Source organism: Variovorax sp. CCNWLW186 (assembly GCF_037203865.1).
Lineage (GTDB): Bacteria > Pseudomonadota > Gammaproteobacteria > Burkholderiales > Burkholderiaceae_C > Variovorax.
The window spans coordinates 101541-115489 of record NZ_JBBCBO010000013.1; the positions used below are offsets into that span (position 1 = coordinate 101541).

The 13949-nt window shown below is 65.3% G+C and carries 16 protein-coding genes; 3 read left to right on the plus strand and 13 right to left on the minus strand.

What is annotated here, in order from left to right:
* Positions 1 to 48 precede the first annotated feature (48 nt).
* Entirely contained in the window at positions 49 to 1143 is a 1095-nt protein-coding gene (locus V9K97_RS16985) for a PA0069 family radical SAM protein (RefSeq protein WP_337319474.1), read from the plus strand.
* A gap of 138 nt (positions 1144 to 1281) precedes the next feature.
* Entirely contained in the window at positions 1282 to 1773 is a 492-nt protein-coding gene (locus V9K97_RS16990) for a gluconokinase (protein WP_337319475.1), read from the plus strand.
* Between the two features lie 31 nt (positions 1774 to 1804).
* Here V9K97_RS16990 and gnd read toward each other — a convergent pair whose 3' ends face one another.
* The 11 genes from gnd to V9K97_RS17045 form a co-directional block, all read right to left on the minus strand.
* Entirely contained in the window at positions 1805 to 3223 is a 1419-nt protein-coding gene (gnd, locus tag V9K97_RS16995; RefSeq protein WP_258505141.1) for a decarboxylating NADP(+)-dependent phosphogluconate dehydrogenase, read from the minus strand.
* A 105-nt stretch (positions 3224 to 3328) separates the two neighbouring features.
* Positions 3329 to 3937: a 3'-5' exonuclease gene (locus tag V9K97_RS17000; RefSeq protein WP_337319477.1), complete on the minus strand. Its 609-nt coding sequence runs from the start codon at positions 3935 to 3937 to the stop codon at positions 3329 to 3331.
* A gap of 22 nt (positions 3938 to 3959) precedes the next feature.
* Entirely contained in the window at positions 3960 to 4352 is a 393-nt protein-coding gene (locus V9K97_RS17005) for a TfoX/Sxy family protein (protein ID WP_337319480.1), read from the minus strand.
* A gap of 43 nt (positions 4353 to 4395) precedes the next feature.
* Entirely contained in the window at positions 4396 to 4785 is a 390-nt protein-coding gene (locus V9K97_RS17010) for a VOC family protein (RefSeq protein ID WP_337295302.1), read from the minus strand.
* Positions 4786 to 4813: 28 nt separating this feature from the next.
* On the minus strand, positions 4814 to 5317 hold the full coding sequence (locus V9K97_RS17015; protein WP_258505149.1) for a GNAT family N-acetyltransferase: 504 nt from the start codon (positions 5315 to 5317) through the stop codon (positions 4814 to 4816).
* A 49-nt stretch (positions 5318 to 5366) separates the two neighbouring features.
* Positions 5367 to 6242, minus strand: coding sequence for an S-formylglutathione hydrolase (fghA, locus tag V9K97_RS17020; RefSeq protein WP_337295301.1), 876 nt, complete (start codon positions 6240 to 6242; stop codon positions 5367 to 5369).
* Positions 6239 to 7165, minus strand: a complete 927-nt coding sequence (locus V9K97_RS17025; protein ID WP_337319482.1) for an alpha/beta fold hydrolase — start codon at positions 7163 to 7165, stop codon at positions 6239 to 6241. The genes fghA and V9K97_RS17025 overlap by 4 nt, the downstream gene beginning before the upstream one ends.
* A 22-nt stretch (positions 7166 to 7187) precedes the next feature.
* The gene (locus V9K97_RS17030) at positions 7188 to 8294 is read right to left on the minus strand and encodes an S-(hydroxymethyl)glutathione dehydrogenase/class III alcohol dehydrogenase (RefSeq protein ID WP_055799863.1); all 1107 of its coding nucleotides are present in this window, start codon (positions 8292 to 8294) and stop codon (positions 7188 to 7190) included.
* Positions 8295 to 8343: 49 nt separating this feature from the next.
* Positions 8344 to 8982: a glutathione S-transferase family protein gene (locus V9K97_RS17035; protein ID WP_337319484.1), complete on the minus strand. Its 639-nt coding sequence runs from the start codon at positions 8980 to 8982 to the stop codon at positions 8344 to 8346.
* Positions 8979 to 9842 carry an aromatic ring-hydroxylating dioxygenase subunit alpha gene (locus V9K97_RS17040; RefSeq protein WP_337319486.1) on the minus strand — a complete coding sequence of 288 codons (864 nt, stop codon included), beginning with the start codon at positions 9840 to 9842 and terminating at the stop codon, positions 8979 to 8981. Before V9K97_RS17040 ends, V9K97_RS17035 begins: the two co-directional genes overlap by 4 nt.
* An 8-nt stretch (positions 9843 to 9850) precedes the next feature.
* Complete coding sequence (locus V9K97_RS17045) at positions 9851 to 10546, minus strand: Rieske (2Fe-2S) protein (protein ID WP_337319488.1); 696 nt, start codon at positions 10544 to 10546, stop codon at positions 9851 to 9853.
* Between the two features lie 75 nt (positions 10547 to 10621).
* On the opposite strand from V9K97_RS17045, the gene aroQ reads away from it, so the two are divergent.
* Positions 10622 to 11062, plus strand: coding sequence for a type II 3-dehydroquinate dehydratase (aroQ, locus tag V9K97_RS17050; protein ID WP_337319489.1), 441 nt, complete (start codon positions 10622 to 10624; stop codon positions 11060 to 11062).
* 19 nt (positions 11063 to 11081) lie between these two features.
* Here aroQ and V9K97_RS17055 read toward each other — a convergent pair whose 3' ends face one another.
* Both V9K97_RS17055 and V9K97_RS17060 read right to left on the minus strand, forming a co-directional pair.
* Positions 11082 to 12635, minus strand: a complete 1554-nt coding sequence (locus tag V9K97_RS17055; RefSeq protein WP_337295295.1) for a SpoVR family protein — start codon at positions 12633 to 12635, stop codon at positions 11082 to 11084.
* A complete protein-coding gene (locus tag V9K97_RS17060; RefSeq protein ID WP_258505161.1) occupies positions 12632 to 13924 on the minus strand; it encodes a YeaH/YhbH family protein in 1293 nt (430 codons plus the stop codon). Before V9K97_RS17060 ends, V9K97_RS17055 begins: the two co-directional genes overlap by 4 nt.
* Between the last annotated feature and the right edge of the window lie 25 nt (positions 13925 to 13949).

Below are 13949 nucleotides of genomic sequence, written 5' to 3' on the forward strand. Positions count from 1 at the left end.
GAATACTGTATTAATAAACAGTATCTTCAGTTGAAGGAAGGAACCGCCATGCCCGCTGCCCGCATCCCCATTCACGCCATCAAGGGCCGCGGCGCGGCCACGCACCTGGCGCACCGCTTTTCGCGCGATGAGCGCAACGCGTTCGACGACGGCTGGGGCACGCTCGAAGAAGGCGCAGCCGAAGCGGAAGACCTGCCTCCGCTGGCGACCGAGGTGCGCTTCGAAGACGTGAAGTCGGTGCTCAACGAAAACGAATCGCCCGACGTGTCGTTCGATCGTTCGCTCAACCCGTATCGCGGCTGCGAGCACGGCTGCATCTATTGCTTTGCACGGCCCACCCACAGTTACCTCAACCTCTCGCCGGGGCTCGACTTCGAAACCAAGCTCATTGCCAAGCGAAACATCGTCGAGGTGCTGCGTGCTGAACTCGGCCGAAAAAGCTACAAGCCGAGCCATGTCGCCATCGGCACCGCCACCGATTGCTATCAGCCCATCGAGCGCGAACTGCGGCTCACCCGTTCGATCATCGAACTGCTGCAAGAAACACGGCACCCCTTTGCGCTGGTCACCAAGTCGAGCGCGGTGGAGCGCGACCTCGATCTGATCGCGCCCATGGCCGCCCAGCACCTGGCCGCGGTATACGTGACCGTCACCACGCTCGACGGCGAGCTGGCCCGCAAGCTCGAGCCGCGTGCCGCCGCGCCGCATCGGCGGCTGCGCACCATTCGCACCCTGGCCGAGGCGGGCGTGCCGGTGGGGGTGAGCGTGGCGCCGCAGATTCCGTTCGTCAACGAAGACATGGAGCAGGTGCTCGAGGCAGCCTGGGAGGCCGGTGCGCGCAGCGCCTTCTACACGGTGATACGGCTGCCGTGGGAGGTGGCGCCGCTCTTCAAGGAATGGCTGGCGCTGCACTACCCGCAGCGGGCGGACCGCATCATGGCGCGCATCCACGAAATGCGCGGCGGCAAGGACTACGACGCCGACTTTGCCACGCGCATGAAGGGCACCGGCCTCTGGGCCGACCTGATCCGCCAGCGCTTCGAGAAGGCGGCAAACCGCATCGGCTTCAACCGCGAACGCATTCCGCTCGACCTGGGCGCCTTTCGGCCGCCGGGTGCGGCGGGGCAGGGCCGTCTTTTCTGAGGGCTGGTCCCGTGCGGCCTGCAGCCGGGCATCGCATCAAATCCGCTTCAAAATAAGCGGTAGATTCAACCCACCGGCGGCATCGGCCGTCCGGCCTTGGCTGCAAAGGTACGCATGAACGGGACATGGATAGTGGTGATGGGAGTTTCAGGCTGCGGCAAATCGAGCCTGGGGGCGGCGCTTGCGACCGCCTTTGCGCTGCCGCTGATCGAAGGGGACGACCACCACCCTGCGTCGAACGTCGAAAAAATGCGCCATGGCATCCCCTTGACCGATGCCGACCGCGCCGGCTGGCTTGCCACGCTGGGCCGTGCGCTTGCCGACAAGCCGCAGGGCGCGGTGCTGACTTGCTCTGCGCTCAAACGCGCCTACCGCGAGCAGTTGCGTGCGGCCGTGCCGGACCTGCGATTCGTGTTCATGGCCATCGAACGCGACGAGGCCGAGCGGCGCGTGGCCGCGCGTGCGGGCGCGGGCGAGCACATGTTCCCGGCCAGCCTGGTGGCCAACCAGTTCGCGACGCTCGAATCGCCGGTGGGCGAGGCGGGCGTGGTGGCAGTCGATGCCACCGCGCCGCTGCCGGAGCTGGTTGCGCAGGTCAAACGCGAAATCCCGGAAGCTGCGCGCCGCTAGAGCGCGAGCACCCGGTGGTCTGCGCCGGCCGTCAGATCACTTCAGGCCAGTTGGTATGGAAGAACTCGCCCGCGGGCTTGTCGACCCGCTCATACGTGTGCGCGCCGAAGAAGTCGCGCTGTGCCTGCAGCAGGTTTGCCGATAGGCGCTCGGTGCGATAGCTGTCGTAATAGGCCAGCGACGCGCTGAACGCCGGCACCGGAATGCCGTTGCTCACCGCCAGCGCCACCACGTCGCGCCAGTTCTGCTGCGTGCGGTTGAGCAGGTCCTTGAAGAAAGGGTCGAGCATCAGGTTGCCCAAACCAGGATCAGTGCGGTAGGCGTCGGTGATGCGATTCAGGAAGCGCGCGCGAATGATGCAGCCGCCGCGCCAGATTGCCGCGATGCGGCCGAGGTCGAGCTTCCACTCCTTCTTCTCGCCCATCGTCTTGATGAGGTCGAAGCCTTGGGTGTAGCTGATGACCTTCGAGGCATAGAGCGCGTCGTGCACCTTGGCAACGAGCGCCTTCTTCTCGAGCGAGAGCGCGGCCTTCGGCCCCTGCAGCAGCTTGCTTGCGGCCACGCGCTGCTTCTTTTGCGAAGACAGCACGCGCGCTTCAACGGCCGCGTTGATGGTGCTGATGACCACCGCGTTCTCGGCCGCGTTGATGAGCGTCCATTGGCCCGTGCCCTTCTGGCCCGCCTTGTCGAGAATCACGTCGACGATCGGCTTGCCCGTTTCCGGATCTTTCTGCTCGAGCGCCTTGGCGGTGATCTGGATCAGGTAGCTCTGCAGCTCGCCGTCGTTCCATTCGTTGAACACCGCGGCCATCTCGTCGGTGGTGAAGCCGGCGGCCTTGAACAGGCTGTAGGCCTCGCAGATCAGCTGCATGTCGCCGTACTCGATGCCGTTGTGCACCATCTTCACGTAGTGGCCCGCGCCGCCCGGGCCGATGTGAATCACGCAAGGCTCGCCGTCGACCTTGGCTGCAATGCTCTCGAAGATCGGCTTCATCACCTCCCACGTGGAAAGCGGCCCGCCCGGCATGATCGAGGGGCCCTTGCGCGCGCCTTCCTCGCCGCCCGACACGCCCGCACCGATGAAGCGCAGGCCCTTGGCCGAGAGGTACGCATCGCGGCGTTCGGTATCGGTGTAGAGGCTGTTGCCGCCGTCGATGACGATGTCGTCCTTGTCGAGCAGCGGAATCAGCTGCTCGATGACCTGGTCGACCGGCGCGCCCGCCTTCACCATGATCTGGATCTTGCGCGGCTTGGCAAGGCTCTGAACGAACTCCTCCAGCGTCTTCGCGCCGACCAGCTTCTTGCCCGGATTTGCGGCCACGAAGGCCTCGGTGGTGGCTTCGGTGCGGTTGTACACGCTGACCTGGAAGCCGCGGCTTTCCACGTTCAGCACCAGGTTCTGGCCCATCACGGCCAGGCCGATCAAACCGAAATCGCTTTTGTTGCTCATGGCCCTTCTTTCCTGTGCGATAGATGTGATCGGCATTGTGCCGGGGGTGCCGCGGGGCTGCTGCTGGAGCGCGCCTATGGCCGAGCGGGCCGCAGGGGCGGCAGCTCAGCCGCCGAAGAGCGCATCGAACACGCGGATCGAGGCATACGCATCGTTGGCCGCATAGCGGATCTGCGCTTCGGTCAGCTGCTTGTTGGCCCAGTTCGACGTGGTCGCCTTGCGCGACTTGACGAAGCGCCGGTTGAACACGAGTGCAACGGCCGTCTTCACGCCCACCGACTTGCGATAGCCGCGGCGGCGAAACTCGGTGTCGATGTCGAACACCGCCTTCGGTTCGATATTGAGGCGGTTGCGTATGAGCGTGAGGTCGCTCGAAAGGCCAAAGCCGACCTTCTTGAGCTCCGTCGAGGCGAGCAGCGCCGCGACGACCGGGTTGCATTCGGTGCGGTGCAGCTGGAACAGCCAAGCCTTCTCGCGCGTGGAAAACTGCACCACGTGCGGGCCGCCCGACACTTCGTTCTTGGCGAAGGTGGGTTTCGATTCGGTGTCGAAGCCTGCAACGCCGGCGGCCAGCAGCTCGGCGGCGGCGTGCTCGGCGTCTTCCAGCGTTGTGACGACGACGATGTCCTGGAGGCCGAGGCCTTCGAAGGCTTCCAGCAGAGCGATCTGCTCGCGTTCGGGAAGGGGCGGCAACGCGATGGTGTCGCCGCTCACGAGGAGGCTGCTTTCTTTTTCTTCACTGGGGCTTTCTTTGCTGGTGTTTTCTTGGCGGCCGACTTGCCGGCGGTGATTTTTTTCTGCTTTGGCGGCTGGCCCGACCGCAAGGCCGCTTCGTAGGCCCGGCGGCCCAGAGCGCGGCTTCGAGCCGGTCCTCGAAGAGATCGGCAGGGGCTTGCCGGTACGACATCGGCATGGTCTTGCCGTTGCGCTCGTAGGTGAACGGCGGCAGATTCAGTTTGTCGAAATGCTCGGCGCTGTCGGCATCGGACTTCAGGTAGAGCGTGTCCTTGGCAATTAGCGCGATCATCCGCCCTTCGTGCCACACGCCGTGCCCGCCGAACATGCGGCGCGTCTGGATGCGGCCGAGGCGCTCGAAGATCTCGTGCAGGCTTTCTACAAACTCACTCATGGCGCTGGCGCCGTGGCACTCGCGCTTGGGGCGGCTCCGCAGCTCATGCGGTGATCTCGATGCGGTTGCCGTCCGGGTCGAGCACCACGCTTTCGTAGTAGCCGTCGCCGGTGCGGCGCGGGCCATCGAGCAGCGGGTAGCCGTCAGCCTTCAGGCGCTGCGTGAGCTCGTCGACCGCCGCGTCGGACCCCACGCTGATGGCCAGGTGCGTCCAGCCCATGCGCTGCGCGCCGGGTTCGGCGGGTAGGGGCGAGAGGGTACTTGTGGACATGGCCTCGATGCGGGCGCCGTCGCCCAGGCTCAGGAAGCACGATGCAAAACCCTTGGCCGGGTTGACATAGCCTGCGCCGGCCGTGGCGCCGAAGTAGTCGACGTAGAAGCGCTTGCAGCGTTCGAGATCGGTGGTCCAGAGAGCGATGTGATCGATGCGCATGGAAAGACAAGACGGAGGAAGAGGGCACTCAGCCGGTACGTCGCGGCTGCCGTGTCGTGCCCTGCGGAAACCAATGGTAGGCGACCCGTTCGCGTCCGCTGGTGGGGTGCCGGTCGACCGCGCCGCGCACGAGGCCGTAGCGCTCATAGAAGCGCTGCGCCGCGGTGTTGTTGATGGCGACATGAAGCTTCCAGCCGTGCGGCATGCGCACGCTGGCTTCATCGAGCAGCGCCTGCCCGAGGCCCTGGTTGCGCAGATGCGGTTCGACGAACAGCTGCGCCACGTATTCGCGCCGGGCAAGCAGCACCATGAAGGCGAGCACCTGGCCTTCGCGCTCGGCCAGCACCACGTCGGCCGGGGGTACGAATTCTGTTTGCACGCGCCGCAGCCAGTGCGTGATCGGCTCGATCACGGTCGCCCTGCGGTTGGCCGCTATCCAGGCCCGGCGCCAGATGCCGGCCAGCACCAGGCTCTCCTCAGGGGCGCCGTCGCGAGAGCGCAATTGGAACGCGGGAATCTGTGCTGCAGACATGCGACTCATGATACGGCGCCCGTGTGCCGCGGTCGATACGAGTGGCCGATCAGCCACGCAAGGTTTGGGCGTGGTGGGCGAGGTGATCCGCCATGAAGGTCTGGATGAAGTAGTAGCCGTGGTCGTAGCCCTCGTGGCGGCGCAGCGTGAGCGGCTGTCCCGCGGCAAAGCAGGCGGCCTCGAAGGTTTCCGGGTACAACTGCTCGGCAAGGAATTTGTCGGCCAGGCCCTGGTCGATCAATATGCCTTGCGGATACGGCGCGGCGGTCTGCGATTTCATGAGCGCGCTGGCGTCATGCGCAAGCCATTGCGCGCGGTCGCCGCCGGGCTCTCCCAGGTAGCCGCTGAACGCCTTTTCGCCCCACGGGCATTGCGTGGGCGCACAAATGGGCGCAAATGCCGAGAGCGACTTGAACCGCCCCGGGTGACGCATTGCCAGCGTGAGCGCGCCGTGGCCGCCCATCGAATGGCCGAAGATGCCAAGGCGCTGGTCGTCGACCGCGAAGTGCTTTGCCACGAAGGGCAGCAGCTCATGCACGATCCAGCTTTCCATGCGCCAGTGGGCCGACCACGGGGCCTCGGTCGCGTCGAGGTAGAAGCCCGCGCCAATGCCGAAGTCCCAGTTGGCGGTGGCGCCCGGCAGGCCTTCCACGGTGCTTCCGCGCGGGCTGGTGTCGGGAGCGATCAGCGCCAGGCCCAGGCTGGCCGCCATGCGCTGCGCGCCAGCCTTCACTGCAAAGGTTTCTTCATTGCAAGTGAGCCCTGCAAGGTAGAGCAGGGCGGGCACGCGTTCGTGGGCGGCTTGCGGCGGCAGGTAGACCGAGAAGCGCATCGGCAAGCCGATTTCGTGCGAGGCATGCTCGTGAAAACTTTGCACGCCGCCGAAGACGTGGTGCTCGGAAAGGGTCTTGAAGATGTCGGTCATCGGAAGTTGTTGTTGGGCTGCAGTGCGGGCACCAGTTCGAGCACGGCGTCTGCAAAGATGCGAGGCGCCTCTTGCGGCATGTTGTGGCCCACGCCGGGCACCAGCCTGTGCGAGCGTGGTCCGCTGAAGCGGTGCGCGTGGGCAGAGGCTTCGGCGGGCGGACGCACACCATCGTCCAGGCCGTCGAAGGTGATGGTGGGCACCGATATCGCAGGCTGCGCGGCCAGGCGGCGCTCGATGTCGGCGTAGGCCGGGTCGCCCGCCACCAGCCCGAAGCGGTGGCGGTATGAATGAATCACCACGTCGACGAAATCCGGATGGTCAAAGGCCGCCGCGCTGCGCTCGAAGGTGGCGTCGTCGAACTCCCACGTCGGCGACCAGAGTTGCCACAGCAGGCGGGTGAGCGCCTTGCGGTCCTTCGCCAGCCCCGCCCGGCCGCGCTCGCTGTGAAAGTAGTACTGGTACCAGAGGCTGTGTTCGTTCGCGGGCGTGTCGGGCTCCATCGCCTTGGCGATGTCCTGGATGTTGTAGCTGTTGAATGAGACCAACCCCGCGCAGCGCTCGGGCCAGAGTGCCGCCACCACGCACGCTGCGCGGCCGCCCCAGTCGTAGCCGGCAAGCACCGCGCGCTGGATGCGGAGTGCGTCGAGCAGCGCGAGCAGGTCGGCGCCGAGCGCGGCCTGCTCGCCGGAGCGCGGCGTGGCATCGCTCAGGAAGCGCGTGGCGCCGTAGCCGCGCAGGTAAGGCACGATGACGCGGCAGCCCTTGTCGGCGAGCATCGGCGCCACTTCGGCGTAGGTGTGAATGTCGTACGGAAAGCCGTGCATCAGCAGCACGGGCGGGCCGTCGGCGGGCCCGGCTTCGTAATAGGCGATTTCGAGAACGCCCGCTTCGATCTTGCGCAAGGGCTCCATGCGGTTCATGGCGGGCGTTCTCCTCCAGAGGCTAGTAAAGCACCACGCCGCGGATCGATTCGCCGCGCTTCATCAGGTCGAAGCCCTTGTTGATGTCCTCGAGCGGCATGGTGTGGGTGATCAGGTCGTCGATGTTGATCTTGCCTTCCATGTACCAGTCGACGATCTTCGGCACATCGGTGCGGCCGCGCGCGCCGCCGAAGGCCGAGCCTTCCCACTTGCGGCCGGTGACCAGCTGGAACGGGCGCGTGCTGATTTCGGCACCCGCTTCGGCCACGCCGATGATGATGCTGCGGCCCCAGCCCTTGTGCGTGCATTCGAGCGCCTGGCGCATCACCTTGGTGTTGCCGATGCACTCGAAGCTGTAGTCCGCGCCGCCGTCGGTCAGCTGCACGATGGCATCGACCACGTTCTCGGTGTCCTTCGGGTTGATGAAATGCGTCATGCCGAACTTGCGCGCCATGGCTTCGCGCTCGGGGTTCAGGTCGACGCCGATGATCTTGTCGGCGCCCACCATCTTGGCGCCCTGGATCACGTTGAGGCCGATGCCGCCGAGCCCGAACACCACCACATTGGCGCCGGCTTCCACCTTGGCCGTGAAGATCACCGCGCCGATGCCGGTCGTCACGCCGCAACCGATGTAGCAGACCTTGTCGAACGGCGCGTCTTCGCGGATCTTGGCCAGCGAGATTTCGGGCGCCACCGTGTAGTTGCTGAAGGTCGACGTGCCCATGTAGTGGAAGATCGGCTTGCCGTCCAGGCTGAAGCGCGAAGTGGCATCGGGCATCAGGCCCTTGCCTTGCGTGCCGCGGATCAGCTGGCAGAGGTTGGTCTTGCGCGACAGGCAGAACTTGCACTGGCGGCATTCGGGCGTGTAGAGCGGAATGACGTGGTCGCCCTTTTTCAGCGTGGTGACGCCGGGGCCCACGTCGACCACGATGCCCGCGCCTTCATGGCCGAGAATGGCCGGGAAGATGCCTTCGGGGTCGGCGCCGGAGAGCGTGTAGTAGTCGGTGTGGCAGATGCCGGTGGCCTTGATCTCGACCAGCACCTCGCCGAATTTCGGACCCTCAAGGTCGACGGTTTCGATGGTGAGGGGGTCTCCGGATTTCCAGGCGACGGCAGCTTTTGTTTTCATGGCTTGAGGGCAAAAAGGAGAAGAGGGACAAGGATACCCAGACCGGCGCTCAGGCCGGGCCGGCAGCAAAGATACCCGACATTCCGATGAAGCCGGGCAGATGGCGAAAGTCCCACACCCAGCTTCGCAGCGCGGGGTATTCGTCCAGGGGAATGCCGCCTTCGCCGGCCAGCGCCACATAAGGAAAGCAGGCCAGGTCGGCCACGGTGGCCTGTTGCCCGACCAGCCATTGCAGGCCGTCGCAGGCACGCTCGGCCAGGTGGTCGTCCAGTAAACGAAAGGCCGCATGCGCGCCGCGCCGGCAGGCTTCGATGTCGAGATTTTCGTAGCCGAACGCGTCGTGCAGCCGGGCCGCCGATGCGGTGCGGGTGATTTCATCGGCGGTGGCGAACCACATCGCGATCTGGCCGCGCAACTGCGGGTCGTCCGGGTACCAGCGGCGCCGTGCGTCGTACTTGCTGGCGAGATAGACGAGGATGGCTTGCGCGTCGCGCAGCACAAAACCGTTGTCGTCGATCACCGGAATCTGCCCCAGCGGATTGACCTGCGCCAGAAACGCAGCCGACTTGTGCTCGCGGCCTGGATGAAAGTCGACCGGCACGCTCTGGTAGTCCACGCCGAGCCAGGCGAGCATCTGCCGCACCTTGAAGCAGTTGCCCGAAAGGGCGTAGTCGTAGAGCCGGATCATGCGGCTTCCCTTACGCCAAAGCGCATGCCGCGCTCGCGCAGCCAGCGCCGGTAGGTGACGGAGGTCGTGTCGCCGCGCGTCGGCGTTTCGGCGCGGCCTTCGAGCGGCATGCGCTTGAAGGCGTGGTTCTCGAGAATCGGCTTGTCCTGCCCGAAGATCGTCTGCTGGAAAGCGATGAGTTCGGCGTCTGTCGAGGTGTCATCGTAGCAGGCGAGCAGCGTGTGGGCGATCACGTGCTCGTCATCGAGCGGCTGCAAGAACAGCGCGATGGCATCGAGCTCACCGGCGCGGTGGCTCGACTTGTAGAGCATGGCCGTGAGCGGTTGCATGACGCGGTATTTGTAGGTCACCTCGGCGCCGCTGTCGTGGGCGGCCGAGGCGCGGGGTTGCCAGAAGCGGCAATCGGTGGCCCAGATTTCCTGGGTGGCCGGGTCGACTTGCACCTGGTACTTTGCCACCTCGGTGTGCGGCACCTTGCCCAGGAAGCCGGCGTGCACGAAGGGAAAGTGCGCCATGTCCAGAAAGTTCTCGATCACGCGCAGCCCCGATACGGCCACGCCGATGCTGCCGCAGTCGACCATGCGGCGCCCGGGTCCGCCATATTCGGGAACGTCGAACAGGGGCCGCGTCGGCTTGCCGCTTGGGCAGACCCAGAGGTAGCCGTAGCGCGACTGGATGGCCAGCGTTTGCGTGCCGAGCCGGCACTGCGGTGCACCAGCTGCGTCGCTCCACACGTGCAGCGTTTCGCCGAGCAGGCGAGTCGTGCGGGGCTGCGCATCGGAGCTGCCGGCGAGCGTCGTCGAAGGGCCGACGACCAGCCAGTCGTCGAGCATGTTGGGATCGTCTGTGATGAAGGGCATGGTTCTCTTCAGGCTGCCGATTGCGGTCGTCGACTTTCTTCTTCTTCGATCTCGCTGCGCAGGCTGCGTGCGGCGATGTGCAGTGTCTTCATTGCGGCGGTGCCGGGCGCGGCATCTGTCCAGAGGTGAATGAAGGCCAGCCGCGGCTGCGCATCGAGCACCAGGGCCACTGTGCCGTACTGGCCGAGCGGCCCGTGCCACGCCGCCGTTGCGGTGTCGCTCGCAAAGCCGCGCCGGGCGAGTGCGTCGCGCACGCTCGGCGCATCGGCGTGCACAGCGAGCGTGCGGCAGAACGACCAGCCGACGGGCACGACGTCGTCTTGCGGCGGGGCTTGCGCCGCCTCGCCAGCGAGGTTCACCCATAGCATGCCCGCTGCATCCACGGCTCTGAACACCTTCGCGCACAGGTTGCTTGGCGGCGGCATATCGGGATGCGCGGGGATGCGCGTGCACTGGCCGCTTCCGGCGGCGTATTGCCAGCCGTGGTACGCGCAGGAGAGGCGGTTTTCCACCACCTGGCCAAGCGTGAAGCGCACGCTGCGGTGGGGGCAGCGGTTCTCCCACGCCTGCGGTGCACCGTCGGCCGAACGCCAGAGCGCCAGCTCCTGCCCGAGCGCAAAGCCCGCGACGATGTTGGCGCCGGGGCGCACATCGGCCGAACGGGCCATCGGATGCCAGGCTGAAATGCTGTCTGCGCTCATCATGATGCGCGCTACCTTAGCGCAAGTCCCAGGCGGGGCGCACACTCATAATGGAGGCATCGCCAGACGCCACTCATCATGAAGAAAATACTCGTCCTCAACGGCCCCAACCTCAACCTGCTTGGCACGCGCGAGCCCGAGCAATACGGACGCGACACGCTGGCCGACGTCGAATGCCTGTGCAAGGACACGGGCGCCGCGCACGGCGTGGAAATCGAGTGCCGCCAGTCCAACCACGAGGGCGTGCTGATCGACTGGATCCATGAGGCCGGCCGCGAAGTGGCCGCGGGCAACATGCTGGGCGTGGTAATGAACCCGGGTGCCTACACGCACACATCGATTGCGCTGCACGACGCCATCAAGGGTGCGAGCGTGCCGCTGATCGAACTGCACATCTCGAATGTGCATGCGCGCGAGGAGTTTCGCCACCGCTCGTACATTTCGCCGGCGGCGCGCGGCATCATCGTCGGCCTGGGCGTAAAGGGCTACGCACTGGCCATCGCGGCCCTGGTGCCCTGAGCCGCTCGGGCAGTTCCGATCAGTCGGTCTGCCTTGGAGCCGCGGCCTTCCAGCTGCGGCTGATGTGGCCCTGGGAGTCCACGCTTTCCAGGTGAACGTCGAAGCCCCACAGCCGGGCGACGTGCTTCAGCACTTCTTCGGCATCGTCGTGCAGCGGCAGGTTGTTGCGCTGCGTGTGGCGCAGCGTCAGGGCGCGGTCGCCGCGCATGTTGACGTTCCATACTTGGATGTCAGGCTCCCTGCTGCTGATGTCGTACTGGCGTGACAGCGATTCGCGCAACGCGTGATAGCCGCTGTCGTCGTGAATGGCGGACACCTCGAGCTCGGGCTCGCTCTGGTGATCGCGGATCGCGAACAGCCTGAAATCACGCATCGTCTTCGGGCTAAGGAACTGGCCGATGAAGCTCTCGTCCTTGAAGTTGCGCATTGCATAGTCGAGCGTCTTGACCCAGTCGGTACCCGCAAAGTCGGGGAACCAGCGCTTGTCTTCCTCGTTGGGCTTTTCGCAGATGCGCCGCAGTTCGGTGAACATGGCAAAACCCAACGCGTAGGGGTTGATGCCGCTGTAGGCGCGGTGCCCCACCGGCGGCTGAAAGATCACGCCCGTGTGCGAACTGAGCCACTCCATCATGAAGCCGTCGGCGAGCTGGCCGCGGTCGTACATGGTGTTGAGCAGGGTGTAGTGCCAGAAGGTCGCCCAGCCTTCGTTCATGACCTGCGTCTGGCGCTGCGGATAGAAATACTGCGCGATCTTGCGCACGATGCGCACCACCTCGCGCTGCCAAGGCTCTAGCAGCGCGGCGTTCTTCTCTATGAAGTAGAGCAGGTTCTCCTGCGGCTCCGAAGGAAAGCGGCGGGACGAGTCGGATTCGGTGGCGTGTTCGCTCTTGCGCGGCAGGGTGCGCCACAGGTCGTTCACCTGCTGCTGCATGTAGCGCTCGCGTTCTGCGCGCTGCGTGCCCTCTTGCGCCAGCGACCGCTTCTGCGGTCGGCGATAGCGATCGACGCCGTAGTTCATCAGCGCGTGGCAGGAGTCGAGCAGCTGCTCCACCGCATCGAGGCCATGGCGCTCTTCGCATTCGGCGATGTAGTGCCGTGCGTACACGAGGTAGTCGATGATCGACGACGCGTCGGTCCACATCCGGAACAGGTAGTTGCCCTTGAAGAAGCTGTTGTGGCCGTAGGCCGCATGCGCAATCACCAGGGCCTGCATGGCCATGGTGTTTTCTTCCATCAGGTAGGCAATGCAGGGGTCGGAGTTGATGACGATCTCGTAGGCCAGCCCCATGTGGCCGCGGCGGTAGTTCTTCTCGGTGGCGATGAACTGTTTGCCGTAAGACCAGTGGCGGTAAATCATGGGCATGCCGACGCTGGCGTAGGCATCCATCATCTGCTCGGCGGTGATCACTTCGAGCTGGTTGGGGTACACGTCCAGCCCGAAGCCCTTGGCCGTCTTCGCTATCTCCGTGTGATAGGTCTCGATGAGGTCGAAGGTCCAGTCCGACGGACTGGGCAGGCGCTCCAGGCGGCCGGTGGAGTTCGTGCGCTCGAGGGAAGGGTGGTCGGAAGTCATGCGGGCACCCCTTCCTTCTTGAAGAGGTCACGGAACACGGGGTAGATGTCGCTTGCATCCGATACCTTGCGCATCGCAAAGTTGGGCTGCAGCCCCTCCAGCTGCGCGTATTCCTGCCACAGGTTCTGCTCGGTTTCGGCCACCTGCACGTAGGCGTAGTAGCGCACCACCGGAAGGATGTTTTCGACCAGCAGCTCGCGGCAGCGCCCGCTGTCCTGGTGCCAGTTGTCGCCGTCGCTTGCCTGCGCGCCGTACACGTTCCATTCGCCGCTCGGGTAGCGGGCCTTGATGATCTCGTCCATCAATACCAGCGCGCTCGACACCACGGTGCCGCCGGTTTCGGTGGCATGGAAGAATTCTTCTTCGTTCACCTCCTGCGCCTGCGTGTGGTGGCGCAGGAACACGAGGTCGATGCGTTCATAGTGCCGCGTGAGAAACAGATAGAGCAGCATGAAGAAGCGCTTGGCCATGTCCTTGCGCGCTTCGTCCATGGAGCCCGAAACGTCCATCAGGCAGAACATCACCGCCTTGGCGCTGGGCACAGGAGTCTTCACGCGGTTGCGGTAGCGCAGGTCGATCGGGTCGATGTAGGGCACATGCCGCGCGGTTCTGCGCAGCTCTTCAATGTGCTCTTCAGTCTCGCGGATTTCTTTCTGGATGAAAGGCTGCTCCGCCTGCGGATGCTGCTTCAGGTGCAGCAGGTGCGCCTCCAGGCGCCGCAGTTCCTTGCGCGGCTCGCCGCCGAGCGCAATGCGCCGCGCGAGGGCGCCGCGCATCGAGCGCACCACGTGCAGGTTGTTGGGTGTGCCATCGTTCGTGAAGCCGGCGCGGTGGCTCTTCCATTCGGGTACTTCGGCAATCTGCGTGCGAATGAGGTGCGGCAACGCCAGGTCGTCGAAGAACACGCGCATGAACTCTTCGCGCGTGAGGCGGAACACGAAGTCGTCCTCGCCTTCGCCGCCGTCCCCGGCCTCGCCGCTTCCCGAACCGCCGCCGGCTTGCCCTTCGGGCCGCGCAATGCGGTCGCCCTTCAGGTATTCCTGGTTGCCCGGGTGCACGTACTCGCGGTCGCCGCCGCGCGCATGGCCGAACACCGGTTCGGACACATCGTGGCGCGGCAGGGTGACATCTTCGCCTTGCTCCAGTTCGCGGATGTTGCGCCCGCTGACCGCGCGCCGCACGGCTTCCTGGATCTGGCCTTTATAGCGCCGGAGGAAGCGCTCCCGGTTGCCGATGGATTTGTTCTTGCCCGAGAGCCGGCGGTCGATGATCTGCTGCAGGATGGCCACGATGATGTCAAAGCTCCTTGCAAAA